The organism is Nocardioides sp. YR527 (genome assembly GCF_900101045.1).
In the GTDB taxonomy this organism is placed as follows: domain Bacteria; phylum Actinomycetota; class Actinomycetes; order Propionibacteriales; family Nocardioidaceae; genus Nocardioides.
This window is the reverse complement of the sequence record NZ_FNFN01000007.1, coordinates 1-25,802: the sequence shown is the minus strand read 5'-3', so window position 1 is coordinate 25,802 and position 25,802 is coordinate 1. Positions and strand designations below refer to the sequence as shown.

At 68.4% G+C, this 25,802-nt stretch carries 28 protein-coding genes; 18 read left to right on the top strand and 10 right to left on the bottom strand.

Translation table 11 applies throughout. From position 1 onward, the window contains the following. Window positions 1-24 precede the first annotated feature (24 nt). On the bottom strand, window positions 25-1,872 hold the full coding sequence (locus BLT25_RS21180) for a glycoside hydrolase family 3 protein (RefSeq protein WP_091050208.1): 1,848 nt from the start codon (window positions 1,870-1,872) through the stop codon (window positions 25-27). Between the two features lie 243 nt (window positions 1,873-2,115). On the opposite strand from BLT25_RS21180, the gene BLT25_RS21175 reads away from it, so the two are divergent. Next, window positions 2,116-3,159 carry a WD40/YVTN/BNR-like repeat-containing protein gene (locus BLT25_RS21175; protein ID WP_143033811.1) on the top strand — a complete coding sequence of 348 codons (1,044 nt, stop codon included), beginning with the start codon at window positions 2,116-2,118 and terminating at the stop codon, window positions 3,157-3,159. Window positions 3,160-3,162: 3 nt separating this feature from the next. Here BLT25_RS21175 and BLT25_RS21170 read toward each other — a convergent pair whose 3' ends face one another. Genes BLT25_RS21170 through BLT25_RS21160 form a run of 3 tightly spaced genes read right to left on the bottom strand, consistent with a single transcriptional unit; the run spans window position 3,163 to window position 5,718 of the window. Further along, the gene (locus BLT25_RS21170) at window positions 3,163-3,570 is read right to left on the bottom strand and encodes a VOC family protein (protein ID WP_091050203.1); all 408 of its coding nucleotides are present in this window, start codon (window positions 3,568-3,570) and stop codon (window positions 3,163-3,165) included. A 40-nt stretch (window positions 3,571-3,610) separates the two neighbouring features. Further along, window positions 3,611-5,203: a PH domain-containing protein gene (locus BLT25_RS21165; protein ID WP_091050201.1), complete on the bottom strand. Its 1,593-nt coding sequence runs from the start codon at window positions 5,201-5,203 to the stop codon at window positions 3,611-3,613. After that, window positions 5,200-5,718 carry a PH domain-containing protein gene (locus tag BLT25_RS21160; protein WP_091050199.1) on the bottom strand — a complete coding sequence of 173 codons (519 nt, stop codon included), beginning with the start codon at window positions 5,716-5,718 and terminating at the stop codon, window positions 5,200-5,202. Before BLT25_RS21160 ends, BLT25_RS21165 begins: the two co-directional genes overlap by 4 nt. Before the next feature lie 131 nt (window positions 5,719-5,849). Between BLT25_RS21160 and BLT25_RS21155 the strand changes: the two genes are divergently transcribed. Continuing rightward, on the top strand, window positions 5,850-6,209 hold the full coding sequence (locus BLT25_RS21155) for a PadR family transcriptional regulator (protein ID WP_091050196.1): 360 nt from the start codon (window positions 5,850-5,852) through the stop codon (window positions 6,207-6,209). Then, window positions 6,206-7,573, top strand: coding sequence for a permease prefix domain 1-containing protein (locus BLT25_RS21150; RefSeq protein ID WP_091050193.1), 1,368 nt, complete (start codon window positions 6,206-6,208; stop codon window positions 7,571-7,573). Before BLT25_RS21155 ends, BLT25_RS21150 begins: the two co-directional genes overlap by 4 nt. 12 nt (window positions 7,574-7,585) lie before the next feature. Here BLT25_RS21150 and BLT25_RS21145 read toward each other — a convergent pair whose 3' ends face one another. After that, window positions 7,586-8,914 (bottom strand): GH1 family beta-glucosidase, encoded by a 1,329-nt coding sequence (locus BLT25_RS21145; protein ID WP_091050190.1) that lies wholly within the window; start codon window positions 8,912-8,914, stop codon window positions 7,586-7,588. Between the two features lie 80 nt (window positions 8,915-8,994). Here BLT25_RS21145 and ychF point away from each other — a divergent pair, with 80 nt between their 5' ends. The 4 genes from ychF (at window position 8,995) to BLT25_RS21125 (ending at window position 11,943) form a co-directional block, all read left to right on the top strand. After that, complete coding sequence (gene ychF, locus BLT25_RS21140) at window positions 8,995-10,068, top strand: redox-regulated ATPase YchF (protein ID WP_091050187.1); 1,074 nt, start codon at window positions 8,995-8,997, stop codon at window positions 10,066-10,068. Between the two features lie 59 nt (window positions 10,069-10,127). Next, the gene (locus tag BLT25_RS21135) at window positions 10,128-10,820 is read left to right on the top strand and encodes an AraC family transcriptional regulator (RefSeq protein WP_218131439.1); all 693 of its coding nucleotides are present in this window, start codon (window positions 10,128-10,130) and stop codon (window positions 10,818-10,820) included. A 56-nt stretch (window positions 10,821-10,876) separates the two neighbouring features. Then, entirely contained in the window at window positions 10,877-11,413 is a 537-nt protein-coding gene (locus tag BLT25_RS21130) for a VOC family protein (protein ID WP_091050183.1), read from the top strand. Window positions 11,414-11,649: 236 nt separating this feature from the next. Beyond that, window positions 11,650-11,943, top strand: a complete 294-nt coding sequence (locus BLT25_RS21125; RefSeq protein WP_091050178.1) for a DUF1330 domain-containing protein — start codon at window positions 11,650-11,652, stop codon at window positions 11,941-11,943. 27 nt (window positions 11,944-11,970) lie between these two features. Here BLT25_RS21125 and BLT25_RS21120 read toward each other — a convergent pair whose 3' ends face one another. Then, complete coding sequence (locus BLT25_RS21120) at window positions 11,971-12,348, bottom strand: helix-turn-helix transcriptional regulator (protein WP_091050177.1); 378 nt, start codon at window positions 12,346-12,348, stop codon at window positions 11,971-11,973. A gap of 50 nt (window positions 12,349-12,398) precedes the next feature. Here BLT25_RS21120 and BLT25_RS21115 point away from each other — a divergent pair, with 50 nt between their 5' ends. Together BLT25_RS21115 and BLT25_RS21110 are read left to right on the top strand one after the other, a co-directional pair. Continuing rightward, window positions 12,399-13,094, top strand: coding sequence for an alpha/beta hydrolase (locus BLT25_RS21115; protein ID WP_091050174.1), 696 nt, complete (start codon window positions 12,399-12,401; stop codon window positions 13,092-13,094). 150 nt (window positions 13,095-13,244) lie between these two features. Then, a complete protein-coding gene (locus tag BLT25_RS21110) occupies window positions 13,245-13,742 on the top strand; it encodes a hypothetical protein (protein ID WP_091050173.1) in 498 nt (165 codons plus the stop codon). Window positions 13,743-14,094: 352 nt separating this feature from the next. Here BLT25_RS21110 and BLT25_RS21105 read toward each other — a convergent pair whose 3' ends face one another. Continuing rightward, window positions 14,095-16,419: an arylsulfatase gene (locus BLT25_RS21105; RefSeq protein ID WP_091050170.1), complete on the bottom strand. Its 2,325-nt coding sequence runs from the start codon at window positions 16,417-16,419 to the stop codon at window positions 14,095-14,097. Window positions 16,420-16,595: 176 nt separating this feature from the next. On the opposite strand from BLT25_RS21105, the gene BLT25_RS21100 reads away from it, so the two are divergent. The 4 genes from BLT25_RS21100 (at window position 16,596) to BLT25_RS21085 (ending at window position 21,153) form a co-directional block, all read left to right on the top strand. Next, the gene (locus BLT25_RS21100) at window positions 16,596-17,834 is read left to right on the top strand and encodes an MFS transporter (RefSeq protein WP_091050168.1); all 1,239 of its coding nucleotides are present in this window, start codon (window positions 16,596-16,598) and stop codon (window positions 17,832-17,834) included. Window positions 17,835-17,861: 27 nt separating this feature from the next. Continuing rightward, complete coding sequence (locus BLT25_RS21095; RefSeq protein ID WP_091050165.1) at window positions 17,862-18,335, top strand: SRPBCC domain-containing protein; 474 nt, start codon at window positions 17,862-17,864, stop codon at window positions 18,333-18,335. Beyond that, window positions 18,332-18,664, top strand: a complete 333-nt coding sequence (locus BLT25_RS21090; RefSeq protein WP_176884122.1) for an ArsR/SmtB family transcription factor — start codon at window positions 18,332-18,334, stop codon at window positions 18,662-18,664. The genes BLT25_RS21095 and BLT25_RS21090 overlap by 4 nt, the downstream gene beginning before the upstream one ends. Before the next feature lie 164 nt (window positions 18,665-18,828). Continuing rightward, on the top strand, window positions 18,829-21,153 hold the full coding sequence (locus BLT25_RS21085; RefSeq protein ID WP_091050163.1) for an arylsulfatase: 2,325 nt from the start codon (window positions 18,829-18,831) through the stop codon (window positions 21,151-21,153). Between the two features lie 69 nt (window positions 21,154-21,222). Here BLT25_RS21085 and BLT25_RS21080 read toward each other — a convergent pair whose 3' ends face one another. Continuing rightward, window positions 21,223-21,576 (bottom strand): nuclear transport factor 2 family protein, encoded by a 354-nt coding sequence (locus tag BLT25_RS21080; RefSeq protein ID WP_091050162.1) that lies wholly within the window; start codon window positions 21,574-21,576, stop codon window positions 21,223-21,225. Window positions 21,577-21,693: 117 nt separating this feature from the next. On the opposite strand from BLT25_RS21080, the gene BLT25_RS21075 reads away from it, so the two are divergent. After that, window positions 21,694-22,476 (top strand): helix-turn-helix domain-containing protein, encoded by a 783-nt coding sequence (locus tag BLT25_RS21075; RefSeq protein WP_256328714.1) that lies wholly within the window; start codon window positions 21,694-21,696, stop codon window positions 22,474-22,476. On the opposite strand, the gene BLT25_RS21070 is transcribed toward BLT25_RS21075, so the two are convergent. Beyond that, the gene (locus BLT25_RS21070; RefSeq protein WP_091050158.1) at window positions 22,466-22,918 is read right to left on the bottom strand and encodes an Lrp/AsnC family transcriptional regulator; all 453 of its coding nucleotides are present in this window, start codon (window positions 22,916-22,918) and stop codon (window positions 22,466-22,468) included. The two genes, BLT25_RS21075 and BLT25_RS21070, sit on opposite strands and share 11 nt — an antisense overlap. A 63-nt stretch (window positions 22,919-22,981) precedes the next feature. Between BLT25_RS21070 and BLT25_RS21065 the strand changes: the two genes are divergently transcribed. From BLT25_RS21065 to BLT25_RS21050, 4 genes are read left to right on the top strand one after another with little or no spacing between them, the layout of a single operon-like run. Beyond that, entirely contained in the window at window positions 22,982-23,710 is a 729-nt protein-coding gene (locus BLT25_RS21065; protein WP_091050156.1) for an AzlC family ABC transporter permease, read from the top strand. Next, window positions 23,703-24,032 carry a branched-chain amino acid transporter permease gene (locus BLT25_RS21060; RefSeq protein WP_091050153.1) on the top strand — a complete coding sequence of 110 codons (330 nt, stop codon included), beginning with the start codon at window positions 23,703-23,705 and terminating at the stop codon, window positions 24,030-24,032. Before BLT25_RS21065 ends, BLT25_RS21060 begins: the two co-directional genes overlap by 8 nt. Window positions 24,033-24,061: 29 nt before the next feature. After that, on the top strand, window positions 24,062-24,460 hold the full coding sequence (locus BLT25_RS21055) for a low affinity iron permease family protein (protein WP_091050150.1): 399 nt from the start codon (window positions 24,062-24,064) through the stop codon (window positions 24,458-24,460). Next, complete coding sequence (locus BLT25_RS21050; protein WP_091050148.1) at window positions 24,457-25,029, top strand: DUF1349 domain-containing protein; 573 nt, start codon at window positions 24,457-24,459, stop codon at window positions 25,027-25,029. Before BLT25_RS21055 ends, BLT25_RS21050 begins: the two co-directional genes overlap by 4 nt. An 8-nt stretch (window positions 25,030-25,037) precedes the next feature. On the opposite strand, the gene arr is transcribed toward BLT25_RS21050, so the two are convergent. Beyond that, the gene (gene arr, locus BLT25_RS21045) at window positions 25,038-25,448 is read right to left on the bottom strand and encodes an NAD(+)--rifampin ADP-ribosyltransferase (RefSeq protein ID WP_091050146.1); all 411 of its coding nucleotides are present in this window, start codon (window positions 25,446-25,448) and stop codon (window positions 25,038-25,040) included. Window positions 25,449-25,802 lie beyond the last annotated feature (354 nt).

Below are 25,802 nucleotides of genomic sequence, written 5' to 3'. Positions count from 1 at the left end.
GGGAGGGCCGCTCTCATGGGGTTCCTAGTAGGACAGCCCGTGGCCCAGCGGGTAGAGGTCGGGGATCTCGACCGGCAGCTTGCCGCTCGGGTTGACCTCGCCGTAGAGCACCCGCACCAGCGACTCGAGCTGGTGGGAGGTGTAGCCGTAGGTGTCGAGCACCGTCGCGGCCTCGGGGAAGGAGGTGACGTCGTAGGGGTTGCGCATCGCGGCCACGATCACCGGGACGTCGGTGGCGAGCAGCGCCTTGACCAGCTTGGTCTGGGCCACGGCCGCCGGGGTCGGCTGGCCTGTCGCCGGGTTGATCTGCCAGGCGTTGTTGGTCGGCACCACGACCAGGTCCTTGCCTGCGGCGGCTTGGACGGCGGCGTCGATCTGCGCGTCGGTCGGAGTGGTGCCCGACTGCAGCACCTGGGTCGTCGCGCCGCGCTTCTGGAGCCCGGCTGCGATGCCCGCCGTCGTGTCCACGCCCCAGCCCGCGACCAGGACGTTCTTCGTCCCGGTCGCCAGCGGCAGCAGGCCGTCGTCGTTCTTCACCAGGGTGGTGGTGCGATCGGAGATCGCCTGGGCGTCGGCCTTGTGCGCCGGGTTGCTGAAGACCGCCGGAGCGGCGGCCGGGTCGACGTACGGGCTCTCGAAGATCTTGTTCTCGAGCTTGTGCTCGAGGATCCGGTAGACCGACTCGTCGAGCCGCTTGCGCGAGATGGTGCCGTCCTTGACGGCGTCGAGGACCGCGGCGTACGCCGTGTCCATCTGCGGCGGGATGAGCAGCTGGTCGGCGCCGGCGAGGAACGCCTCGACCGGGGCGACGTCGGGCGGGTAGGTGGCGCTCGCGCCCTGCATGTCGAGGGCGTCGGTCACGATCAGGCCGTCGAAGCCCATCTCCTCGCGGAGCAGACCGGTGAGGATCGGTTCCGACATGGTGGCCGGCTCGCCGCTCGGGTCGATCGCCGGCACGGTCACATGGGCAGTCATGATCGCGTCGATCCCGGCGTCGATCGCGGCCTCGAAGGGCGGCAGGTCGATCGCCTCGAGCTCCTCGCGGCTGTGGGTCACCTCGGGCAGGCCGTAGTGGCTGTCGGTGCCGGTGTCGCCGTGGCCGGGGAAGTGCTTGGCGATGGAGGAGAGGCCGCCGTCGTCGAAGCCACCGACCTCGGCGGCGACGATGTCGGAGACCGCGTCGGAGTCGGCCCCGGCGCTACGGATGCCGATGACCGGGTTGTTGGGGTTGAGGTTGACGTCGGCGACCGGCGCGTAGTCCTGGGTGATGCCGACGGCGGCCAGCTCGGTGCCGATCACCTCGGCCGACCGGGCTGCGTCCTCGGTCGAGCCGTCAGCGCCCAGCGCCATCTGACCGGGCATCTGGGTGGCGCCGCTGGCCGGACCGAAGCGGGCCACGAGCGCGCCGCCCTCCTGGTCGACCGCGATGTTGAGCGGGATCTTGGGTCGCTGCTGCAGCGCGGTGTGCTGGAGACCGTTGGAGAGCGTCGCCACCTGGGCCGCGTCACCGATGTTGTCGGGGCCGCGGGTGGTGAAGTAGATGACGCCGCCGGGCTGGTACTTGGCGATCGCCTGCGCCGGGGTGTCCACCCCGTAGAGCTTCTGGTTGCCGGCCTTCGCCGTGTCGCTGACGTTGTTGGCGTCGCGTCCGTAGACCTCGATCACGAAGAGCTGGCCGACCTTCTGCTGCAGCGACATGTGGCGCATCAGCGAGACGATCTTGCCGTGCTGTGTCGGCTTCTTGGCGGCGGCCGTCGCGGGCGGATCCGGCTCTGCGGCGTGCGTTGCCGCGTACGGCATCGCCACGGCCACCGCGGCCGCGAGTCCCGCAGCCGCCAACCTTCCGCGTCTGGTCAGTGTCGTTCCGCTCATGACAACCTCCCGATCTGCACCGCTGGTACGCGGCACGGCGATTCACTCTAGGGGCTACCAACCGGTCACGGAAGAAAATTACCGAGTCCGCACATCTGGCCCGCCGAATCTGCGGTTGTGGAGGACGAAACTCGACTTTCGGCGCCCACAACTACAGATTCGCCTGCCGAAGCCACCGATTCGGCGGACGAGTTTTGCCGGATCGGTGGACAGAACGGCCCCGCAGGGCCAGGGTGAACCTTCGTGCGCATCGTTGTCGGAGCCGCAGCGGCGGCCACTCTCGCTCTCACCACCCTCACGTTCGCGCCGGCGGCGCAGGCTGGGGGTGCGTACGACTGGACGTCTGTGAACGTCGATACGACGCAGGGGTTCCGGGCGCTGGACGCGGTCGACCGGAGGACCGCGTGGGTCGGCGGCGACGGCGGGGGAGTGTTCCGGACGACGGACGGCGGAAAGACGTGGGACGAGGTCTCGCCACCGGGATCCGAGGGGCTGCTCTTCCGCGACGTGGAGGCACGCTCGGCGAGCGAGGCGGTGGTGCTCTCCATCGGCGAGGGCGAGGCGAGCCGGATCTACAAGACCGTCGACGGCGGCGCGACCTGGACCGAGACGTTCCGGTCCGCGGAGCCGACCGCGTTCTACAACTGCGTCGACTTCTGGCCCGGCGGCAAGCGGGGGATCGCGATGAGCGACCCGGTCGACGGCGAGTGGCGCATCATCACGACCTCGGACGGCGGCGACACCTGGACGATCGCGGACACGCGCGGCCTGGAGGCGCCGGGCGAGTTCGGCTACTCGGCCAGCGGGACCTGCCTGGTCACCGCGGGGGCACGCGACGCCTGGATCGGCGGTGGCGGCGCGGCCGCGAAGATCTACGCCACCCACGACGGTGGCAGCTCCTGGCGCTCCGCCGACTCCACGATCGCGACCGGCGAGGCCGCCGGCGTCTTCGGGCTCGGCTTCCGCAACCCTCGCCAGGGGATCGCGGTCGGTGGCGACTTCGGCCTCGAGGACGACGGCGTCGACCGCGCCGCGTACTCCACCGACGGTGGCCGCACGTGGATCAACTCCAGCTCTGACCTGGGCGGATACCGCGAGGCGGTGGCCTGGGTCGGCGGTCGTACCGCGATTGCGGTCGGCCCCAACGGCAGCGATATCAGCCACGACAACGGCCGCTCCTGGAAGCCGTTCGGAGCCACCCAGACCCGCTTCCACACCGTCGACTGCGTCCAGGGCAGCTGCTGGGCCGCCGGTGCGGGTGGGCGGGTCGGGGTGCTCGCCCGCTGAGGGTCAGATGGTGAGCCCGATCTTCATCGGTCCGCTCGAGGTCATCTCGTGCTCGCCACGCTCGATGCAGAACTCGTTGCCCTCGGGGTCGCAGAGCGCGACGAAGCCGGTCCCGTCCTCCTTGCGGTGGTCGCCGAAGACGGTGGCGCCGAGCGAGAGCGCGCGCTCGACGAGCTCGTCGCGGGTGGTGTCCTCCGGCTTGATGTCGATGTGGACCCGGTTCTTCGCCGACTTCGCCTCCGGCACCGGGACGAAGAGGAACATCAGCTCCTTCGAGGGAAAGCTGCGGGCGACGATCACCTCGGGGTCCTCGTCGTAGAAGAGGTGCCAGCCGGTGACGGCCGACCAGAACTCCCCGAGCTTGCGGGGGTCGGCGCTGTCGAAGGTGAGGTGGCGGATCTGGATGGTCATGGCCGGATCATCCACCGAAGCCCGTCCGAAGTGGAACGGGTTATTCGACGAACTCCGAGATCGTACGCGGCGTGGCCGCCGCCGCGAGGGCGATGGCCGTCTCGAGCGGTACGTCCGGGATGTCGACGTGCTCCTGGCCGGCCGCGGTCATCGCGGTGACCTGGGCCAGGCCGACGCGGCGGTCGAAGAAGGTCTGCCGCACCCGCCAGCCGATGATGCCGTCGGTCTGCAGCGCTGTACGCACGGCGGTGTAGGAGCCGGATCGGACCACCAGGTAGCGGTCGGTGAGCGCGTGGCCGAGGTGGCGGTGGCGCAGCTCGGCACCGAGCAGCCCGAGAACGAGTGCCAAGACCAGCACAGCGACGGGGATCCACCAGATCCAGGTGTCGCCGAAGACTCCGATCAGCACGGTCGGGACGAGCGCGACGAGCGTCCACACGACGGTGGCGACGACAGCGCGGAACCAGTAGCGCCGGCGCGGCCGCGGCCCGTGGCCGGTGAGCGCCGCGGAGAACGCGTCCTCGCCGAGGATGTCGGTGCCGACCTCGGAGACGACCTGCTCCGGTGCCGTCGGCAGGACCGCGGGAAAGTTGTCCTCGAGCCCGGTCGTCAGCAGGTTGAGGTCGGCACCGCCGGCGAGGCCGATCAGCGGGCCGACGGTCGAGGTTGCGCCGCGTACCTTCGCCTCTTCCACCGTAGTCGCGCGGGTGCTGGTCAGGCCGAAGCTGCGTCGCAGCGTGGTGCCTTCCCGGCCCTGCTCGCGAACCACCTGAAGGTCCCACCAACGCACCGCGTAGCCGATGCACGACCCGATCGCCCACACCGCGGCCGCGCCGACGATGGCGACCGGCACGGCGATGAACAGCATGCGGGTGACCTCCTCGACAGGGACGCCGTTGATCTCGCCGTTGGTGACCCGGACGCCGAAGGACTCCCACGGGATGAGGTCGGAGAAGGCACCGAAGACCGCGCCCAGACCGCCGACCGCGATCGCGAGGTTCTTGAGGTTGAGCGGGGCGTACCTGATCCAGGACCAGTCGAGCCGGGCGACGACCTCACCTTCGGAGGTGGCCTCGACGGGCTCGACCTGTGGCGAGGGCCCGGCAGCTGCGGGTACGTCGGCCGCCGCCGGCGCGGGGGCCGAGTGCAGGAGCTCGCGTCGCAGCCGCGCGGCAGAGTCCTTGGTCAGCGAGTCGAGGGTGATCTGGCCCTCGTCGACCCCGGTGCCGACGTTGACCTTGGTGACCCCGAGCGCGCGGTGGATGAGGGTCGAGCTCAGGTCGACGCTGCGCACCCGGTCGAGCCGGGCGGTCAACGTGGTGCGGTTGAGCAGACCCTTGCGTACCTCCAGGTGGGTCGGCGTCACCCGATAGCTCGTGGTCAGCCACGGGATCATGCCGGCCAGGGCCGCGACCACCGCGATGCCGGCCGCGACCAGCAGACCGATGAACACGTTCGCCTGCCCGGCACCGAAGGCGCCGATCGCGGCCGGGATGATCGCCTGGCGCAGCGTCGAGAGCGGGCTGACGACCGCCGTCCAGCCGGCCAGCCGCTGCCAATCCGCGTCCGGAACGACAGGCGCCTCGGAGATCTCGGGAACCTCAGGAACGTCAGGGACCTCGGGTGTGCTCACGTAGCGTCCTCAGGCGTCGCGGCGGTGATCGCGACCAGCTTCGCGACGACCTCGAGAGCGAGCGCGTCCTCGAGGCAGGCGATCTGGACGGTGCCCGCCGAGGAGGCGGTCGAGACCTTGACCGTACGCAGCCCGAACCGCCGCATCAGCGGTCCCTGCGTCGAGTCGACCGTCTGGACCCGGGAGAGCGGCACGATCTCGTCGATGACGGTGAGCCACCCGTGGCGTACGTGGACGGCGATGTCGGTCACCTCCCAGCGGTGGATCCGGAACCGGATCGAGGGCACGAAGGTCAGCCCCGGCACCGGCGCCAGGACGAAGACCACGGCCACGAGCCAGAGGATCCAGGTCCAGAAGCCCTCCGGGACCAGGATCGCCGCGACCACCGCACCGACGGCCAGCGCCAGCCAGATCACCGCGCCGATCGCCTCCGCCGTACGCCAGTAGGCCGGCGCGCGCTCGGAGACCTGATGGGCGGGTTCGCGCAGTCGCTGTGGTGCCTCGGGGTCGCTCACGGTTGGCGAGCCTATTGGGTGGTCGGTCTTTACCGTCGGATATGTGGAGATTCGGTGCAGACGGCGCTACCTCATCCCTAGAACAGCTAGGGTTCATGCCTAGAAGAACTAGGTATGGGAGGCAGGCGCGCATGCGCATCGACAAGGATCTGGTCGCCGCCTCGGCGACCCCGCTCGTGCTCGGCATCCTGTCCGAGGGCGAGTCGTACGGCTATGCCATCGGCAAACGGGTCGCAGAGCTCTCCGGAGGCAGGATGGAGTGGACCGACGGGATGCTCTACCCGTTGCTGCACCGCCTGGAGCGACTCGGCCACGTCGAGGCGAGCTGGGGCCGGTCGGAGACCGGCCGCCGGCGCAAGCACTATGCGATCACCGACACCGGCCGTCAGGCGCTCGCCGAACGGCAGCGGCAGTGGCAGGTGGTCGCCGACACCCTGGACAACGTGTGGCGCAGCTTCGGCACGCCCCCGGTCGCGGAGGGACTCGCATGAGTGTGGATCTGGAGGCACAGATCGACCAGTGGCGCGGCTTCGTGGCCCGCCGCCCGGCGATGACCACCGACGACATCGTGGAGATGGAGGACCACCTCCGCAACCAGATCGCCGATCTGGCTGCCGGTGGCCTGGCCGAGGACGAGGCGTTCCTGGTCGCGGTCAAGCGGATGGGCAACCTCGACGACGTCTCGCGCGAGTTCGCCCGCGAGCACTCCGAGCGGCTGTGGCGGCAGCTGGTGCTGATCCCGGAGCCGGGTACCGGCGTCGTAGGGTCGCGCTGGCGCGACCTCGGCCTGGTCATCGGTGTGGCGCTGCTGGCCGGCATCGCGCTCAAGATCCTGGTCGAGTCCCTGGACGAGTTCGCGCTCATCCGCAACGTGGCGTTCGTGCTGGTCCCGGCCGTGGCCGGCTGGCTGGCGTACAAGCGCCGGGTCTCCTGGCGGGTCGCCGCGGTCCTGACGGCGGTGGCGGCCGCGCTCGTGCTCGTGGTCAATCTCTACCCGTTCGAGATGGTCCCCCTGCCCGGCGGGGGTGAGGATCCAGGCATGACCGCCGTGCTCGTGGTCATCCACACGCCGGTGGTGCTGTGGATGCTCACCGCAGTGGCGTACGCCGGCGGCGACTGGCGCTCCCACGGCCGCCGGATGGACTTCGTGAGGTTCACCGGTGAGCTGGCGATGTATCTGGCCCTCATCCAGGCCGGCGCCGGCGTGCTGATCGGGCTCAGCGTCGGGGTGTGGAACCTGGCCGGCTTCGACCTCGAGCCTTACCTCGAGAACTGGATCCTGCCGTTCGGCATCCCCGGCGCGATCATGGTCGCCGCCTGGCTGGTCGAGGTGAAGATGAACGTGGTGGAGAACATCGCGCCGGTGCTCACCAAGGTCTTCACCCCGCTGGCGCTGGTGATGCTGGTGGCGATGTTCGCGGTGATGGTCCTCGGTGACTCCTTCGACGCGGTCGACCGCAACCTGCTGATCCTGATGGACGCGGTCCTGATCCTGGTCGTTGCCCTGCTGCTCTACTCCATCTCCGCCCACAACCCGATGGAACCGGCCGGCGTGTTCGACTGGCTCCAGCTCGGGCTGGTCGTGGCCGCGCTCGCGGTCGACGCGATCGCGCTGAGCGCGATGCTGACCCGGATCGCGGAGTTCGGCTGGACCGCCAACAAGACCGCGGCCCTCGGCCTCAACCTGATCCTGCTGGCGCATCTGGCCTGGACCGGGTGGCTCACCCTGGGATTCGTACGCCGCACCGGCACGTTCCACGACGTGGAGCGCTGGCAGACCCGCTACCTGCCGGTCTACGGCCTGTGGGCGGCGGTCGTGGTCGTGGCCTTCCCGCTCATCTTCTCCTTCGCCTGACCTGCTGGTCGGTCATCGTCGTGCCTGGTGTGCGGCGATGACCGAGGCGTACCAGTCGAACGACTCTCGCGGGGTGCGGACCAGCGTGTCGTAGTCGATGTGCACCAGCCCGAACCGCTGGGTGTAGCCCTCGGCCCACTCGAAGTTGTCCATCAGCGACCAGCAGTAGTAGCCGGTGACGTCGATGCCGTCGGCGACCGCACGCTCCAGCTGGCGCAGGTGGAGGTCGAGGTAGGCGATCCGGTCGGCGTCCCCGTCGCCGGGGGAGGTGTTGTAGGAGGCCCCGTTCTCGGTGATCACGAACGGCGGGTGCTCCGGATAGCGCTGGTGCAGCGCGGTCAGCAGCTCGTGGAGCCCGTCGGGGATGACCGGCCAGCCGAAGTCGGTGGTCGGGTAGCCGGGGATCGGCGGCTGCTCGATCGGGTTCGCCGCACCCTCCAGGGCCGCCGCTGCCGCGGTCGGGTTGTAGTAGTTGAGGCCGTAGAAGTCGAGCGGAGCGCTGATCACCTCCAGGTCGCCGTCCTGGACCGGGAACAGCGGGGCGAGATCCTCCGGGTAGCTGCCGAGCAGCACCGGATCCGCGAACGAGTGGTTCCACAGCGTGTCCAACAGCCCGGCGGTGGCCCGGTCCTCCTCGGAGTCGGTCGCCGGCCAGACCGGCATGTGGTTGGTCGCGGTGCCGATGCTGCGCGCGCCCGCCGCGCGCAGCGCCTGGACCGCCAGCCCGTGCCCGAGCAGCAGGTGGTGGCCGGCGGGCAGTGCGTCGAAGACCAGCGCCTGACCAGGGGCGTGCATGCCCAGCGCGTGGCCGAGCACGGTCACCACGTTCGGCTCGTTCACCGGGCACCAGTGGGCGACGCGGTCGGCGAGCCGATCGGCCACCACCGCGGCGTACTCCCCGAACCGCTGCGCCGTCTTCCGGCTCAGCCAGCCGCCGTGGGCGTCCTGGAGCACCTGCGGGGTGTCCCAGTGGAACAGCGTCGCCATCGGGGCGATGCCGCGCTCGAGCAGCCCGTCGACCAGGCGGTCGTAGAAGTCGAGACCCTTCGGGTTGACCTGGCCCGAGCCGGTCGGCAGCACCCGGGACCAGGAGATCGAGAACCGGTACGCATCCAGCCCGAGCCGCGCCATCAGCGCGAGGTCCTCGTCGAGCCGGTGGTAGTGGTCGCAGGCCACCTCGCCGCTGGACTGGTCGATGATCCGGCCGGGTTCGGCGCAGAAGGTGTCCCACACCGAGGGGCCCCGGCCGTCCTCGTCGGCCGCCCCCTCGATCTGGTACGCGGCGGTGCTCGCGCCGAAGCGGAAGCCGGTCGGGAGGCTGGTGCCGGGAAGCTCGCTCACACCGCAGAGTTTGCCCGGCCCACCCCAGTCCCGTCCGGCGTTTCGGTCGTGGTCGGCGTACGACTCTAGGATTGTCGATCGTGGCACTCACCATCGGCATCGTGGGACTTCCCAACGCGGGCAAGTCGACCCTCTTCAACGCTCTGACCAAGAACGACGTACTCGCGGCGAACTACCCGTTCGCCACCATCGAGCCCAACGTCGGTGTCGTCGGGGTCCCCGACGAGAGGCTGGCCGAGCTGGCGAAGATCTACGAGTCTCAGAAGCTGCTGCCGGCCACGGTGCAGTTCGTCGACATCGCCGGCATCGTCCGTGGCGCCTCGCAGGGTGAGGGCCTGGGCAACAAGTTCCTCTCACACATCCGTGAGTCCGACGCGATCTGCCAGGTCACCCGGGTCTTCCGCGACGACGACGTGACCCACGTCGACGGCAAGGTCGAGCCCGCCAACGACATCTCCACCATCCAGACCGAGCTGATCCTCGCCGACCTGGAGACGGTCGAGAAGGCGATCCCGCGGTTGGAGAAGGAGTCGCGCAAGGCTCCTGACCTCAAGGCGAACCTGGCCGCCGTGGTCGAGGCCAAGGAGGCCCTCGAGGCCGGCACCCCGATCATCGCCACGAAGATCGACCGCGCCCTGATCCGCGACCTGATGCTGCTCACCGCCAAGCCCTACATCTTCGTCTTCAACTGCGACTCCGACGAGCTCGCCGACGAGTCCCTGAAGGACTCCATGCGCGAGCTGGTCGCCCCCGCCGAGGCGATCTTCCTGGACGCGAAGTTCGAGTCCGAGCTCGTCGAGCTCGACGAGGACGAGGCCCGCGAGTTCCTGGCCGACGCCGGCGTCGAGGAGCCCGGCCTGGACATCCTCGCCCGCGTCGGCTTCGACACCCTCGGCCTGCAGACTTACCTCACCGCCGGTCCCAAGGAGGTCCGTGCGTGGGAGATCCCCCAGGGCGCCACCGCCCCCGAGGCCGCCGGTGTCATCCACACCGACTTCCAGAAGGGCTTCATCAAGGCCGAGATCGTCTCCTACGACGACCTCATCGCCGCCGGCTCCGTCGCCAAGGCCCGTGACCTCGGCAATGTCCGTATGGAGGGCAAGGAGTACGTCATGGCCGACGGCGACGTCGTCGAGTTCAGGTTCTCGAACTGATCTCTGGCGGCTCACTGACACCCAGCGTCCAGCATGTCTTCGGAGGGTAGGCGTTGCGGATGGAGCGCATGTACGAGGAACGTCATTCCGACTCGCCCGTGCTGGAGTGCGTATGGCAGGCGCGGGCCACGCGAGATGAGCGCTACCTCGTGCCGGCGGTCGAGTACTGGGATCTGTGGTTCGCCCGCGAGCCAGACGGAGAACTGCTTGCTGGACTGGCGGGCCCGACCATCGGGCACCGCTGGATCCGCTCGACGGTCGGAGAGCACAGCTGGGGCATCCAGCTGAAGGCTCACGCCGTCCTGCCCGGAGTGAGCAAGGAGCTCCTGCTCGGTGGTGAGCAGCAGTTAGTCGTCGAGGCGGGGCGGGTCACGCTTGCGCAGCACGCATTGCCGTTCCCAGAGTTCGAGGACCTCGAGGGGTTTGCCTATCGTCTTCTGGAGCTCGACGTGGTGCGCGACGACAACGACGTCCGGCGGATGCTCTCCGGCGATGACGCGGGCTACTCGGAGCGGCACCAACAGCGCCGGATCCGCGCAACAACGGGGCTCACGCGCAAGCAGATCGAGCAACTGTCACGTGCGCGTGAGGCGTTTGCTCTGCTGCTGCAGGGCGTGCCGCCGATCGAGTGCGCCGCACGCTGCGGTTTCGCAGACCAGGCTCACCTGACTCGTTCGCTGAGAGCTTTCCACGGCCAAACGCCGGGCCAGGTGCTGTCCGGCTGGCGATGGCGGAAATGTTCAATACCGTGACCTTCGCTCTGTGATGGACTGAAGACATCGCGTCCGCCATCAGCAAGGAGCAAACGATGTCTGCACCCGCCGCCCCCGAGGGCTATGCCACGGTCAACCCCTTCATCATCACGGCAGATGCCGTTGAACTGACCCGGTTCGTGATCGAGGTCTTTGATGGTGAGGAGCGCGCAGAGGCTCGCACCATCGACGAGGACGGGCTGCTGCTGCAGGCGGAGGTGCGTGTCGGCACGACCACCATCATGCTCGCCGAGCGCAAGCCGGACTGGCCTTTCACGCCGAGCCTGCTCCAGGTCTATGTCGATGACCTCGACGCGGTCCTCGAGCGTGCCCTCGCGCGTGGGGCGCGTCTGGTCACGAAGCCGACCGACTTCTTCGGCACCCAGTTCGCCCGCGTGCAGGACGCGAGCGCGAACCTGTGGTGGATCTGGCAGCACGGTGATGTGGTCTGGGACACCCAGGACGGTGAGAGCGAGTGGGCGGCCGAGGGCACCGACGAGGGATGGGGTGGGGAGTCGCCCGAGCTCGCCTATATCCACGACACGCTGCTGGAAGCGATGACCGACTTGCGTGACCCGAAGAGCTCGCAGTAGCCACCGGGCGTGCTTCACCGTCGGCGCGGATGGAGGGTGCGCTTCGACGTACCACCCTCAGCGGCCGATGGCATCAATCGATCTCAAGTCGTCGCCACTCACCAGGCTGTCGACAAACGCCCAGGGGATGGGTGCGATGATCGTGACCGCGTAGTCCAGTTCTTGGTCGACGTGTACGACGCTCGTCCGAGACGACTCCGTGCATCAGATGCACCGACCCCAACACTGGAGGTTCCATGCCCAAGGGCTACTGGGTCAGCGCCTACCGCGCCATTTCAGACCCCGAGAAGCTGGCCGCCTACAACAAGCTGGCCCCGTCGGCCGTCCAGGCCGGGGGCGGTCGGGTACTCAGTCGTGGCAGTCGAGTCGAGGCGCATGACGCCGGGATCGCCGAGCGCACCGTCCTGATCGAGTTCGACAGCTTCGAGCAGGCCGTCGCGGCGCACGAGAGTGCCGCCTACCAGGAGGCGCTGGCGGCCCTCTCCGACGGCGTCGAGCGCGACTTCCGCATCGTCGAAGGCCTCGACTGACCGATATCGGGACCGAGGCCGGCGTCGTCACGTCGAGGGCAGCAGTGCTCGAGTGAGCTTGTGCATGCTTGTCCGCGCCGAGTCGGTCGCTGTGGGGCCGAGGGCAACCAGGGCGACGATCAGCGCCGCCACCTCGTCCGGTTCGAGCGAGATGGGGTCGAGCTTCGACCGCACATCCAAGAGATAGCCGCCTCCCGGGCCTCGTTGGACGCGGATGGGGATGCCGCTCTCACGCATCCGGGCGATGTCGCGCTCGACGGTCCGTGCGGTCACATCGAGAGCATGGGCCAAGGCGAGTGCCGACTTCGGTACGCCGCGCTGCCATCGCAGTTGCTCGATGAGAGCGTGCTGCCGCTCGATCCGACGGAGAGTCAGATGCGGATCGGCCGATCTGGAGAACGCCACAACACGACCCTAATGCCGACACATGCTTGTCGGCCTCTGGCCGTAGTTTGATGCGTATGACACTTCCTCTTCTCTTCCTGTCCGGTGCCGGGCTACCCGCTTGGATCTGGGACGAGGTTCGTTCTGGGATCACCGTCCCGTCGGCGGTTGCCCCTCGCCCTGCGACAGGTTCAGGGACCGTCACCGACTACGCTCGAGCGGCTCTCGACGCCGCTCCCGAGGGTCCCTTCGGTGTCGTCGCGCACTCTGCTGGTGGCGTGGTCGCCACCGAGCTGGCACGGCTCGCAGCGGGTCGAGTGGCCGCGGTGCTCGGAGTCGCCGCGGTGATCCCCGCTTCCGGCGCATCCTTCGCCTCGTCGCTACCGTTCCCCAACAAGATCGTGCTCCCTCTGATCCTCCGCGTCGCGGGGACCCGGCCCCCTGAGTCGGTGATCCGCAAGGGCCTCGCCGCAGGGCTCGACGAAGAAACCGTGCAGCGGTTGATCGCCGACCTCGAACCCGAGCCGGTGACGTACTTCACCACCCGCACGACGGGGCACGAAGCGATGCGCGCAGTGCCGCTCAAGAAGTACGTCGTCACCACCGATGACGCCGAGCTGACCGCCAGCTGGCAGCGAGGCTACGCTGACCAGCTTGGAGCACACAGCGTCATCGAGATCGCCAGCGCGCACCTCCCCATGGTCACCAACCCTGCCGACGTGATTGCCGCCGCGCAGGACCTCGCCGAGCGCCACCCAGCCGTTTGAACCGCTGTCGCCGGACTGTGGCTGAAGGATGCCCTCCGGCCATGAGGGGTGACGGCTCCGCGCAGCCTCGACGTTTCGGCGTTCGGCGTCGACGGCTGACGAACCGCGGCTAGTCTCGGCCCAGGTCTCGGCTGACGGAGTGGAGCTGCGATGGAAGCCCAGCGCGAGGCGATGTGGATCCTGACGCTGGTGGTGCTGTGGTGGGTGCCGACGATCGTCGCGCTGGTCCTGATCGGCCGCAGCATCGCTGCCCGGGGCCGGCTCGACGGGCTGGACGTCCTCGACATCGTGATGGTGCTGGTCTTCAGCTGGGCTGGTGCCCTGGTCTACTTCCTCATCGCGTTCCTGCGTCGCCGAGAGGAGGCCCGTGCCACGGTCGTCGCGCCGCCTTCGATCGTGGACAGCGAGACCACCTTGAACCAGGTCGACGAGGCGTACGCGCGGGCCTGGGCCGAAGCGCGCACGGCAGCGGACGACGTCCTGATCGACGTGCTCCATCAAGCAGGGCTCGGGCCGAGGTGGACGGAACCGGGTGGGCCACGGGCGGATCTGCTACTCGCCATCTGGCGCGCGGGCGCTACGCCACGGTCCGCCTCGAGACAGCTACGCGAAGCGCTCGGCGCTCAGCAAGGTCGCGCCGGTGCGTAGGTCGCCCTGCGGGGCACTCGTCGCTCGGTCCAGCGGGTTCGTCGGTCAATACGAGGCGGCGCGGGAACTCGGTCCACCGGTCTTCCGGATTGCTACTCACACGATGTACGGGCGTCTTGACGTTCCACCGACGGCCAGGAGAAAGGTGTGGCCAGGGTCGGCCTGGAGCGAGAGAAGGAGTGGCGACGCGGGGCATCACGGCTCCCGTGGCCAGCGGGCTTGTTTTGTCGCGGAGGGGATGGACGTGCAGTTCGACGTGACCCCATGGCCGTACAGCGGCAACGTGGGAGCCCTGAAGTCACCGGGTGACTTCAGGGCTCCCACATTGCTCGCTGGGTTGGGAGGATCGTCCTCAGTCTCGGGACATCGCGGCGTGGAAGTCGCGCTCCAGGTCGAGGTAGACGTCGTCGCCGATGTTGATCTCGACGACTGCGATCTTGGCGCCGGTGAGGGCGAAGGGTGAGGAGTACTCCCGCGAGACCGGGTCGGCGCCGTCCTTGCCCACGGTCAGTCCCTCGCCGCACAGTGCGAAGTGGCCGGGCTGCGTCTTCCAGTCGCCCTTGGCGACGGCCCGGTCGTCGACGTAGAGCGTCGCCGTTCCGACCGCCTCCTGGTGCTCGCCGTGGCCCTCCTTGGAGAACTCCATCCCGAGCACATGCTCTCCGGGCGTCAGCTCGTCCGGTGAGACCAGCACCTGCTCGGGCGGGATGCCGAGGAAGTTCGACGCGTACCAGAGCTTCCGGTCCTTGATGAAGAGCGTGTGCCCGCCGAAGCGGGCCCCGTTCGCGATGATCACGCCTTCCGGGTCGTCGTCGAGAGTCACCTTGGCCAGGATCTTGAACGACCGGCCGCGGATCTCGGCGGCGGCGAACTCGGGCACGGGGGAGGTGTCCGGGTAGTAGCGGTAGACACCGCCCTCGGGGATGTCCGCCACCGGCATCTCTCTGAGCAGGTCCTCGAGCGACCGGTTGTCGAGCGGCAGTACGTCGTACTTGCCGGCCTCGACGTACCAGAGGTTGACCAGCTCCTTGACCTTGTCGGGATGCTCGGCCGATAGGTCGTGGTGCTCGGCGCGGTCCTCGTCGGAGTGGTAGAGCTCCCAGGTGTCGTTGAGGAAGTCGGAAGCGGTGCCGCCCTGCTGCGGTGCCCGCTGTGCGACGACGTGCCAGCCCTGGCTCCACAGTGCGCGCGTGCCCATCATCTCGTAGTACTGGACGACCTTCTGCGATGGACCGTCTGCGTCGAAGCTGTACCTCATCGAGACGCCGGGCAGCTCGCTCTGTACGTACCCCTGCACCGACTCCGGCATCTCCAGGCCGACGCACTCCAGGATGGTCGGCACGATGTCGACGGCGTGGTGGTACTGGTTGCGCACCTCGCCGCGAGCCGCGATCCCCTGCGGCCAGGAGATCACCAGCGGGTCCGCGACGCCGCCCTGGTAGGTGTAGCGCTTGAACATCTTGAACGGCGTCGAGAACGCAGTCGCCCACCCGGTCGGGTAGTGGTTGTACGTCTCCGGCGAGCCCAGCTGGTCCAGCATCGTGAGGTTCTGCTGAAGGTCCTCGGGATAGGCGTTGAAGAACTTGTTCTCGTTCACCGTGCCGTCCGGGCTGCCCTCCCCGGAGGCGCCGTTGTCGGCGGCGTACATGACGATCGTGTTGTCGAGCTGACCCGTCTCCTCGAGGTAGTCGATGATCCGGCCGACCTGGGCGTCGGTGTATTCGGAGAAGCCTGCGTAGACCTCGGCGAACCGTGCGAAGAGCCGCTTCTCCTCGTCGTTGAGGCTCTCCCAGGGCCGTACGTGGTCCATGGGCTGCGCGGCATCCCCGGGCAGCGGGTTGATCTCGGTGAGCTGCGTGCCCTCCGGAAGGATGCCGCGCTCGACCATCCGTGGCAGCACCCACTCGCGGTAGGCCTCGTAGCCGTCGTCGAACTGGCCGGCGTACTTCGCGATGTACTCCTCGGGCGCGTGGTGCGGTGCGTGGTTGGCCCCGGGGCAGAACCAGAGGTACCACGGCTTCTTCGGTGCGGAGGTCTTGCTGTCGGCGATGAACGAGATCGCCTTGTCGGCAAGGTCCTTGGAGAGGTGGTAGCCGTCCTCGGGGAGGTAGGGCTGGTCGACGTAGTGGTTGTCCTCGACCAGGGTCGGGAACCAGTTGTTGGTCTCGCCGCCGATGAACCCGTAGAACCGGTCGAACCCGCGTGCCAGCGGCCAGTTCCGCTTGCTCGCCCCGACCGCCCACTCGTCGAGCGGGACGTTGTGGTTCTTGCCGACCCAGAAGGTGTTGTAGCCGTTCTCGCGCAGCACCTCGCCGATGGTGGCGTTCTCCATCGGGACGTGGCCGGTGTGGCCGGGGAATCCCTGGGCACCTTCGGCGATCTGGGCGAAGCCGTTCTCGTGGTGGTTGCGTCCGGTGAGCAGACAGGAGCGGGTCGGCGAGCAGAGCGCCGTGGTGTGCCACTGGGTGTAGGTCAGGCCGTTGTCGGCGAGCCGTTGCATGGTCGGCATGTTGATGCGGCCGCCGTACGGCGACCAGGCGGCCATGCCGGTGTCGTCGTAGAGAACCAGCAGCACGTTCGGGGCGCCCTCCGGTGCCGGCGGTTCGCGGAAGGGCGTCCAGTCCGGGACCGAGTCCCGTACGTCGAGATTGACGATCCCCTTGAACTGTTTGGCCATCTCTTCCCCCCATGCGTGGTTGTTTGCACAAGACCCTTGTTTCTCGGCGGGTTCTGACACCTCCCCCGGTTCAGGTGAGGAGTCAGGGCAGGTAGTGCAACCTTCTGGTTGCGATTCGGTGCTCGGTGTGCCAGAGTTGTATGCAACCATTGAGTTGCAGGTTGAGGAGTGTGCCGATGCCTTACCGACAGGATCGTTCTTCAACGAGCGGTTCCCGAGCGGCGATCGTTCTGGGCGCACTGTTCACGGGAACGCTGGTGATGGGGTGTGCCGAGATGCTCGTGATGGGCATGCTCGACCTCATGGCCGAGGACCTGGCGGTCCCGGTCCCGGCGGTGGGTGCGCTGGTCTCGGCGAACGCGCTCGGGATCGCGGTCGGCGGCCCGCTTCTGACGTTCCTGACCGCCCGCCTCGACCGGAGGACGGTCCTGCTGGCCGCGATCGCGACGTTCACCGGGCTCAACCTCCTTCCCGCGCTCGGCGCCGGCCTGGAGGCGTGCATCGCCGCCCGGGTCGTGATCGGTGCCGTGGAGGGGCTGTTCATCGCGGCCGCCATCACCACGGCGACATCGATCGTGCCCCCGGAACGCGCCGGCCGGGCGATGGCGGTCGTGATCTCCGGGTTCGCCGTCTCCGGCGCGGTGGGAATGCCGTTGGGTCGGCTTCTCGGCGAAGCCGTCGGCTGGCGGGCATCGTTCCTAGCCGTCGTCGTGGCGTCAACGGCCGCCCTGGTGATGGCGTTGCTGGTGGTGCCGCGGGTTCCTTCCGAGGGCGACGTCGGAATGCTCGCGCAGCTGCGCCTCGCCTTCGGCCGTCGCGTACTCGCGGTGCTCGCGGTCGGTGTGCTGCTGTTCGCCGGCGTCTCTGCGGCGCTGACCTATCTCGTCCCGTTCCTGGGTGGCGTGGCCGGGGTCTCGGGGTCCTGGATCGGAGTCTGCCTGATGGGCTACGGCATCTCCGCCGCCGTCGGGTCGCTGGCCGGTGGAGGGTTCGCCGACATCGGCGCCGCACGCGCCCTGACCGTCGGCGCGGTCGGCGCATCGGCTGCACTCATCGCGATGCTCCTGTGGGGAACGAGCACCGCCGTCGCGGTCGTCGCGGTGCTCTGCCTCGGCATGTGCAGCGCAGGCATCACCACCCCGTGGCAGCACCGCGTCGAACACCTCGCGGGTCCTGGTGTGATCCTCGCGGCCTCGCTGCCCGCATCCGCCGGAAACCTCGGTGACGCCATCGGCGCCTTCGCCGGAGGGCGGGCGATCACCGCCGGCGGTATCGACACGGCTCTCCTCACCGCTGCGGTCCTCGCCGCCGTCGCCGTCGCCGTCGCGATCGCCAGCAGCTCCCTGCGCCCCGCGCCCGCACCCTCGACCCGACCAGAACGAGCACCGGAACCCGAACCCGCTGCCGTGCGGTGACCCCGATACCGAGAGAAAGGAACCATCATGGAGAACACGCCGAACCCCCGGGCAGAAGTCGAGGCCGACACCTTCAGCGTGCGCCGTACGATCCACATCAACGCGCCCCGGGAGAAGGTCTGGCGAACCGTCACCGAGCCCGAGCTGATCTCGCAGTGGTTCGGTCAGATCGTTCTCACCGGTGCCGGTCTCGGCGCCCTCGGCACGATCGGCTGGCCGGGTGAGCGCCGGGTGCCGATCCGGGTCGACACCTTCGACCCTCCTTCGGAAGTCTCCTACCGCTGGTGCAACGAGGAGGGTCCGCTGCCCGAGACGGTCGACGAACAGCGTTCCACGGTGTTCCGTTTCACCCTCGAGCCGACCCCTGGCGGGACTCGGCTCACCGTCGTGGAGACGGGTTTCGAGAACACCAGCGACCCGACCGGGCTCATGGCGGATCATCGTGGCGGCTGGGACGAGGAGCTCGACAAGCTCGTCCTCCTTCTCGAGCAGGACTCATGAGCATCGACAACCTCGTCGATCCGGCCGTGGTCCACATGTGCAGCGCACTCGGCGACGAGAGCCGATGGAGCATCCTTGCCGCCCTCGGTGAGGGCGACGCCTCGGCGTCCGCCCTCGCCCGGCGCCTGCCGATCACCCGGCAAGCCATCGCCAAGCACATTGCCGTCCTGCACGAGGTCGGCCTCGTGGAGACGGTCCAGGCCGGACGCGAGGTCCGGTATCGGGTCGTCGGCTCCGGACTCAGCACCGTGGCTCGTCGCCTCGATGCCATCGGCGTCGAGTGGGACCGTCGCCTTGCCGCCATCAAGCAGATCGCCGAGAACCTCTGAGCCCTGCCGTGGCTCGGTGCGCGACTCACTCGAACCGGGTGAAGCAATGACGGCCACGTGCGCCAACGGTGGAAGTGGCCGACCTCCCCGGGTGCAGGTTCAGTCGTGACGTACTTCCCCTGACGGTCGGTGATTGCCCGGATCCGCTGAGCAGAGGACGAGTCATGGCCGAGAAGGAATTCAACGGCGTCATCAACCTGGACGTCCGGGACTCGGTCCCGGACTGGTCCCCGTACGTGCTTCCGGCGGCGAAGGAGGGTGCGCCCAACGTGCTCGTCGTCCTCTACGACGACACCGGCATGGCCACCTGGTCGCCGTACGGCGGACGGGTGAACATGCCGACACTGCAGCGTCTGGCCGACAACGGCCTGACCTACACCCAGTGGCACACCACCGCGCTGTGCTCGCCGACCCGTTCCTGTCTGCTGACCGGCCGCAACCACACCACGAACCGGGTCGCCTCGATCATGGAGGGAACCAACGGGTTCCCGGGTCAGGCCGGCCGGATTCCTGAGGAGTGCGCCACCATCGGGCACATTCTGCAGGACAACGGATACAGCACGTTCTGGCTGGGCAAGAACCACAACGTTCCGGAGGAGGACAACTCCGCCGGCGGCAGCCGCCAGCAGTGGCCGCTGCAGCAGGGCTTCGACCGGTTCTACGGCTTCCTCGGTGGCGAGACCAACAACTGGTATCCCGACCTGGCCGAGGACAACCACTACATCGACCAGCCCTACACGCCTGAGGAGGGCTATCACCTCTCCAAGGACCTCGCCGACCGGGCGATCAAGATGCTGCGCGATCAGAACGCGTCCAACCCGTCCAAGCCCTGGTACATGTGGTTCTGCCCGGGGGCCAACCACGCGCCGCACCACGCGCCGCAGGAGTACATCGACAAGTACAAGGGTCTGTTCGACGACGGCTACGACGCCTACCGGGAGTGGGTGCTCGCCCGGATGATCGAGAAGGGCGTCCTGCCCGAGGGCACCGAGCTGACCCCGTGGAACCCCGTGGCCGAGGACCAGGCCAACCCGGCCGACCACGTGACACCGTGGGACGAGCTCAGCATCGACGAGAAGCGGCTCTTCGCCCGCATGGCCGAGGTCTTCGCCGGCTTCAGCGAGTACACCGACGCCCAGGTCGGCCGGGTCATCGACTACCTGGAGGAGACCGGCCAGCTGGAGAACACGATCGTCTTCTACTGCGCCGACAACGGCGCGTCAGGTGAGGGTTCGGACTCCGGATCGGTGAACGAGAACAAGTTCTTCAACGGCTATCCTGACGAGCTCGCCGAGAACCTCGCCATGCTGGACAAGCTCGGCTCGCCGGAGACCTACAACCACTACCCGACCGGGTGGGCGGCGGCCTTCAGCACGCCGTTCCAGATGTTCAAGCGCTACAGCCAGTACTCCGGCGGTACGTGTGACCCCTTGGTCATCCACTGGCCGGCCGGCATCCAGGCGAAGGGCGAGATCCGGCACCAGTACCACCACGTCACCGACATCGTGCCGACCATCCTGGAGCTCGCCGGCCTCGAGATGCCGGAGGTCTACCGCGGGGTGGAGCAGGAGCCGTTGCCGGGTGTCTCGATGGCGTACAGCTTCGACAGCGCCGACGCGCCGACTCGGAAGAAGCGCCAGTACTTCACCATGCTCGGCACCCGTGGCATCTGGCAGGACGGCTGGAAGGCCGCGGCAACCCATGCGCCGATCTCCGGGAAGGGGCACTTCGACCAGGACAGGTGGGAGCTCTACCACGTCGACGAGGACCGCTCGGAGTCGAAGAATCTGGCCGACCAGCACCCGGAAAAGGTTCAGGAGCTGGTCGCGGCCTGGTTCGAGGAGGCCGAGAAGTACCACGGACTTCCGCTCGACGACCGTTCCGCGCTGGAGATGATCACGGTCGAGCGGCCCCAGGCCGAGCCGCCGCGCAGCCGATACATCTACTACCCCGGTAGCGGCGCGGTCCCGGAGGGCGTCGCGGTCAACGTTCGCGGCCGTTCCTACAAGATCATCGCGGACGTCGACATCAGCGAAGGAGCCGAAGGCGTGATCTTCGCGCACGGCTCGCGCTTCGGTGGGCACGCGTTGTTCATCAAGGACGACAAGCTGCACTACGTCTACAACTTCCTCGGCATCCCGCCGGAGCAGACCTTCGTCTCCGAGCCGCTGACGCCGGGACCGCACGCGCTGGGGATGGAGTTCGTCCGCGAAGGCGCCGGTCCCAACAAGGAGTCGGTCGGCACCACCAACCTGTACGTCGACGACCAGATCGTGGCCACGGGGAAGATGCGTGCCCAGGTCGGCAAGTTCACCCTGTGTGGCGACGGCCTCTGTGTCGGCTTCGACAGCGCTGATGCGGTCAGCCGCAGCTACCGGGCGCCGTTCACGTTCACCGGGGGAAAGATCCTCGGCGTCGCCGTCGACGTCAGCGACGAGAGCTACCTCGACCTCGAGACCGAAGCTCTGGCAGCCTTGGCCCGCGACTGAGCACGCTTGCGACCATGCTGGTGCGCCGTCTGCCTGAGCTGGGTGACGGCGCACCGGACGTCTCTGATCTCAGGCGGGGACCTTGTCGAGGAAGCCGCGTACGTCTCGGATCCGCTGGTCCGCGTCGACCACGACCACGTCGAAGCCGATCACGACCGGCTCCGCCCCGGCCGGTCCCAGACCCCACTGGAAGCGGGCCTGCTGGTGGTGGAAGTCGACGGTCCCCACGGGGGTGAACACGAAGTCGGGGAACTGCGCGCGTACGGCCTGGATGGTCGCGCCGACGGCCTCGCGGCCCTGCACCTCGGCGAGCGGATCGACGTAGACGCAGTCGTCGGACCAGTGCTCGGCCAGCAGCTCGGTGAGCACGGACTCCTCGGTGGCGTTCCAGGTGTCGAGGTAGCGGGTCACGATGTCGTTCATGGTGTCTTCCTTCTCTCGGATCGGGTTGTCACGAGAAGGTTCGCCGCTGGTGGCCGAGCCGGTCGATAACCTCTGAGGTCATGGCCGTTGTGATCCGGGTGTGGCTAGCCTCGGGTCGTGACCACAACTGCGATGCCACCGTCGGTCGGCAGCGAGCTTCGCCGCTGGCGCGAGCTGCGGTCCCTGAGCCAGCTCGCGCTCGCCACCCAGGCCGAGGTGAGCACCCGGCATGTGAGCTACGTCGAGAACGGTCGCTCCCGGCCGACGCCGGAGATGATCGTCCGGCTGGCCGAGGTGATGCGGGTGCCCATGGCCGAGCAGAATCGGCTCCTGCTCGCCGGTGGCTTCGCTCCCCGCTATCCGCACCGCGCGACTGACGACAGCGTGCTCGCGCCGGTGATGGCCGGCCTCCGCAGCCTGCTGGACGCCCACGCGCCGTACCCGGCCCTGCTCCTCGACGACCACTGGGACATCGTCGATGCCAACGAGCCCGTCGACGGGCTGCTCGTCGGCTGTGACCGCAGCCTGCTCGAGCCTCCGCTCAACGTGATCCGGCTCTGCCTGCATCCGCGAGGAATCGCCCCGCGCATCCGCAACCTTCCCGTCTGGCGTGCTCATCTGCTTCACCAGCTCGACCGGCGCATCACCCACACCGGCGGTGACCAGGCCCTGGTCGCGCTCCGGGACGAGGTCACCGCCTACCCCGCCGGTGGCGAGCGGTCCGTCCGGCCGTCGGCCGACCCGGTCGTCCCGCTGGAGATCGAGGCGGGCGGCCTCGTGCTCCGGTTCTTCAGCGTCGCCAGCCAGATCGAGAGCGCCTCCGACGTCACGGTCGACGGCCTCCATCTGGAGACGTTCGTTCCCGCCGACGCCCGGACGCGACAGGCGCTCAGCCCTTGAGCAGTCGCATCGTCTGGTGGGAGAGCACCCTGTTCACCGCGGGCAGACGGGAGATGGTCCCGACGATGAGGGCTTCGTACGCATCGGGGTCGGCGACCTGGACGCGCAGGTAGTAGTCGGGCTGGCCGAGCATGCGGCGCATCTCGGTGACCTCGGGGACGGCGACCGCGGCGGTCTCGAAGTCCTCGATGGTCTTGCCGTCGTTGACGGCGATGTCGATCGCGACGATCACCTCGAACCCGCGTCCGCCGCTCTTCGGGTCGACCCTGGCGTGGTAGCCCTTGATCACCCCGTCGCTCTCCAGGCGCTGTACGCGACGAAGGCAGGGCGCCGGGGTGAGACCGACCCGTCGGGCGAGCTCGGCGTTGCTCAGCCGGGCGTCATCCTCCAGTTCGGCAATGATTGCGCGATCCAGGTCGTCAATCGCATGATCGTTGCGCATAGCGGCACTTTAGCATCGGCAATGAGCAACCCAAGGACGTCCGAACTTTCCTAGGCTTGCGACATGCAGGTGATGGAGACCGAGACGACGTACCAGGGGTCGCCGGCGACCCGCGAAGAGGTGGCCGCAGGCTGGCGGACCGTGCTGCCCGCCTGCGTCGCCGTGGTCCCGCTGGGGCTCGCGCTCGGCGTGCTGGTGGTCCAGTCCGGGCTCGACTGGTGGTGGGCTCCGGTGTTCGGCGCGGTCGTGTTCGCCGGCTCGATGGAGTTCCTGCTGGTCGGCCTGGTGGCCGCGGCTGCTCCGTTGGCGCAGATCGCCGTCAGCACGCTGCTGGTGAACTTCCGGCACGTCTTCTACGCGATCTCGTTCCCGATGCACCGGATCCAGGGCCGCGGGTGGCGGGCCTACAGCACCTTCGCCCTGACCGACGAGGCGTACGCGCTCACCGCGACGCCGGAGGCGGCCGGGTGGTCGCGGACGAGGATCGTCGGTATCCAGGCGTTCTTCCACCTGGCGTGGGTCCTCTGCGTGGCCGCCGGCGCCGGTCTGGGCTCGCTGATCCCGCCGCAGGTCGTGGGCCTCGACTTCGCGGTCACCGCGCTGTTCGTGGTGCTGGGGATCGAGGCGTACAAGGTCCGTCGGTCGGTGCCGGTCTCCGCGCTTGCGCTGGGCTGCGCGCTCGTCGCGGCGCTGGTCTCGCGGGACAACATGCTGCTGATCGCGATGGGCATGTTCTGTGCCGCGCTGGTCTGCTCGTACGTCCTCGCCGTCCGGAGGAGCAGCCGTGGCTGATCACTGGTACGTCCTGTCCGCCGTCCTCGTCTCCGCGGCCGTCACCTGGACCCTGCGCGCGGCTCCGTTCGCGATGCTCGCCCCGCTGCGGCACAGCGCACTGCTGGCCTACATCGGCGACCGGATGCCCGTCGGGGTCATGGTCATCCTCGCCGCCTACACCCTCCGCGAGACCGACCCCGTCGTCCTGACCTCCGTCGGACCGGCCGCCCTGGCCCTCGCGATCACGATCGGGCTGCACCTGTGGCGAGGCAGCATGACGCTGAGCATCTTCGCCGGCACGGCGGCGTACGTCCTGGTCGTCTCGGTGATCGCGGCCTGAGCGGCGGCGCTGAGGACTACCGTGTGCGCATGACCGTAGAGAACAAGGCCAGGAAGTCTCGTCAGCGCGGCGGTGGACGGAACGGGTTCGAACACTTCGTGGAGGTGGTCACCTCCGTGGTCAGCCATGCTCCCTTCTTCTACGTGATCGTGGTCGTCCTGCTGCTGTGGGCGGTGAGCTTCCCCCTGTGGTCCTCGAGCACCAAGTGGGAGCTGGCCATCCACACCGGCTCCTCGGTCCTCTCGCTGCTGTTGCTGGTGCTGCTCCAGAACGCCGGGCGGCGCTCGGAGGAGGCTTCCCACGAGAAGCTCAACGTCATCGCCTCGGCCCTCTCCGACCTGATGGAGTCCCGGGCCCGCGACGACGAGGAGCTCGCCGACTCGGTGCGCATCCTGCGCGAGGCCGTGGGGCTCGAGGAGCGGCATTGATCCGCTGGGGGAGCGGGCGCTGGACCCATCCGCCCGTCGCCGCTGTCGAGCGCGGCTCCGACCTCCTCGTCACCGCTGCCGAGGGGAGCGACGCGTGGCGTACGACCTCCTACGGGTTCGTCCACGACAGCGAGCACGCCCTGCTGGCCCCCTTCGACCAGGACAGCGCGGTCGAGGTCGAGTTCACGGCCGCCTTCTCACAGCAGTTCGACCAGGCCGGGATCTTCGTACGCGTCAGCGAGACGCACTGGGTCAAGACCGGCGTCGAGTACGCCGACGGTCGTCCGCAGCTCGGTGCCGTCGTCACCGACGGTAGGTCGGACTGGTCGCTGGCGCCGGTGCCCGACTGGCGCGACCGCCGGGTCCTGATGCGGGTCAGCCGATCCGGCGACGCGCTCACCGTCCGAGCCGCGGTCGACGGCGGCTCTCTTCAGCTCGTCCGGGTGGTCCCTTTGGCGCCGGACCTCGTCGCCCAGGCCGGACCGTTCATCTGCGCGCCCACGCGGGCGGGGCTCTCCATCGCCTTCCACGCCTGGCGGTCGACCGCGGCGGACGCCGCCCTGCACTGACCGGCGGACTAGTTGATGATCTCGGCCCGGTCGTCCGTCCGGATCGCAGCCAGGCGGTCTCGCCACATCTGCAGGGCCTCGGGGGTCAGCCGGGTCCAGTCGTGGACCTCGGAGACGATCCGAAGCGGTGCCTTGCTGCGGTAGGAGCGGGTCGGGTTGCCGGGGAACTTCTTGTCCGTGACGTTGGGGTCGTTCTCGTACTCTCCGGTCGGCTCGACGAGGTAGACCCGTGGATCTCCGTCGCCGGGGGCGATCTCGGCCGCGAGGCCGGCGCCGTCGGGGAGTGCGGTGAAGTAGATGTGGTTCATCACCACCTCGGGCTTGTAGTTCGACCGGAACCCGGCGGTGAGTAGATCTCCATCGCGAAGGTCGGCCTTTGTGCCGTGGTAGAACGGCCCGTCGTCCAGCGGCTCACTCATGCTGGCAGGTTACTCGGGGATTTGTATTTGGGTTCCAGCGTGGGTGGGGCCAATACGTGGTCTGGGTTGGGAGATTTCAAGACAGGGTGTCTGGGTTGGGTGCCATTTACCTGTCTTGCGGGCTTCCAGCAGCGGTCCGGGCTTTGTTGGGGATACCTGTCCCTGACTGGGTTCATTGGTTTTGCTTTGTGTGGTAGGCTCGGCGCAGGCGTGAACGTGAAGGCCGACCACCTCGAAAGAGGCGTACCCTATCCATCCGAGAGATATCGGGTATGGGGTATTCCAGGGGATCCAGGGGCGTGCACGCTGAGCTGCGAGGGTAAGTAATAGCCCGTACTGCCGGGCCTCCGAGAC

What these genes read in the sequence shown, in the direction of transcription:
- BLT25_RS21095 (WP_091050165.1), top strand. Translation starts at nt 17,862, where the DNA reads ATGGAGAACACGCCGAACCCCCGGGCAGAAGTCGAGGCCGACACCTTC.
- BLT25_RS21085 (WP_091050163.1), top strand. Translation starts at nt 18,829, where the DNA reads ATGGCCGAGAAGGAATTCAACGGCGTCATCAACCTGGACGTCCGGGAC.
- BLT25_RS21115 (WP_091050174.1), top strand. Translation starts at nt 12,399, where the DNA reads ATGCGTATGACACTTCCTCTTCTCTTCCTGTCCGGTGCCGGGCTACCC.
- BLT25_RS21055 (WP_091050150.1), top strand. Translation starts at nt 24,062, where the DNA reads ATGACCGTAGAGAACAAGGCCAGGAAGTCTCGTCAGCGCGGCGGTGGA.
- BLT25_RS21100 (WP_091050168.1), top strand. Translation starts at nt 16,596, where the DNA reads ATGCCTTACCGACAGGATCGTTCTTCAACGAGCGGTTCCCGAGCGGCG.
- BLT25_RS21080 (WP_091050162.1), bottom strand. Translation starts at nt 21,576, where the DNA reads ATGAACGACATCGTGACCCGCTACCTCGACACCTGGAACGCCACCGAG.
- BLT25_RS21125 (WP_091050178.1), top strand. Translation starts at nt 11,650, where the DNA reads ATGCCCAAGGGCTACTGGGTCAGCGCCTACCGCGCCATTTCAGACCCC.
- BLT25_RS21070 (WP_091050158.1), bottom strand. Translation starts at nt 22,918, where the DNA reads ATGCGCAACGATCATGCGATTGACGACCTGGATCGCGCAATCATTGCC.
- BLT25_RS21170 (WP_091050203.1), bottom strand. Translation starts at nt 3,570, where the DNA reads ATGACCATCCAGATCCGCCACCTCACCTTCGACAGCGCCGACCCCCGC.
- BLT25_RS21135 (WP_218131439.1), top strand. Translation starts at nt 10,128, where the DNA reads ATGGAGCGCATGTACGAGGAACGTCATTCCGACTCGCCCGTGCTGGAG.
- BLT25_RS21110 (WP_091050173.1), top strand. Translation starts at nt 13,245, where the DNA reads ATGGAAGCCCAGCGCGAGGCGATGTGGATCCTGACGCTGGTGGTGCTG.
- arr (WP_091050146.1), bottom strand. Translation starts at nt 25,448, where the DNA reads ATGAGTGAGCCGCTGGACGACGGGCCGTTCTACCACGGCACAAAGGCC.
- BLT25_RS21155 (WP_091050196.1), top strand. Translation starts at nt 5,850, where the DNA reads ATGCGCATCGACAAGGATCTGGTCGCCGCCTCGGCGACCCCGCTCGTG.
- BLT25_RS21130 (WP_091050183.1), top strand. Translation starts at nt 10,877, where the DNA reads ATGTCTGCACCCGCCGCCCCCGAGGGCTATGCCACGGTCAACCCCTTC.
- BLT25_RS21150 (WP_091050193.1), top strand. Translation starts at nt 6,206, where the DNA reads ATGAGTGTGGATCTGGAGGCACAGATCGACCAGTGGCGCGGCTTCGTG.
- BLT25_RS21065 (WP_091050156.1), top strand. Translation starts at nt 22,982, where the DNA reads ATGCAGGTGATGGAGACCGAGACGACGTACCAGGGGTCGCCGGCGACC.
- BLT25_RS21180 (WP_091050208.1), bottom strand. Translation starts at nt 1,872, where the DNA reads ATGAGCGGAACGACACTGACCAGACGCGGAAGGTTGGCGGCTGCGGGA.
- BLT25_RS21090 (WP_176884122.1), top strand. Translation starts at nt 18,332, where the DNA reads ATGAGCATCGACAACCTCGTCGATCCGGCCGTGGTCCACATGTGCAGC.
- BLT25_RS21105 (WP_091050170.1), bottom strand. Translation starts at nt 16,419, where the DNA reads ATGGCCAAACAGTTCAAGGGGATCGTCAATCTCGACGTACGGGACTCG.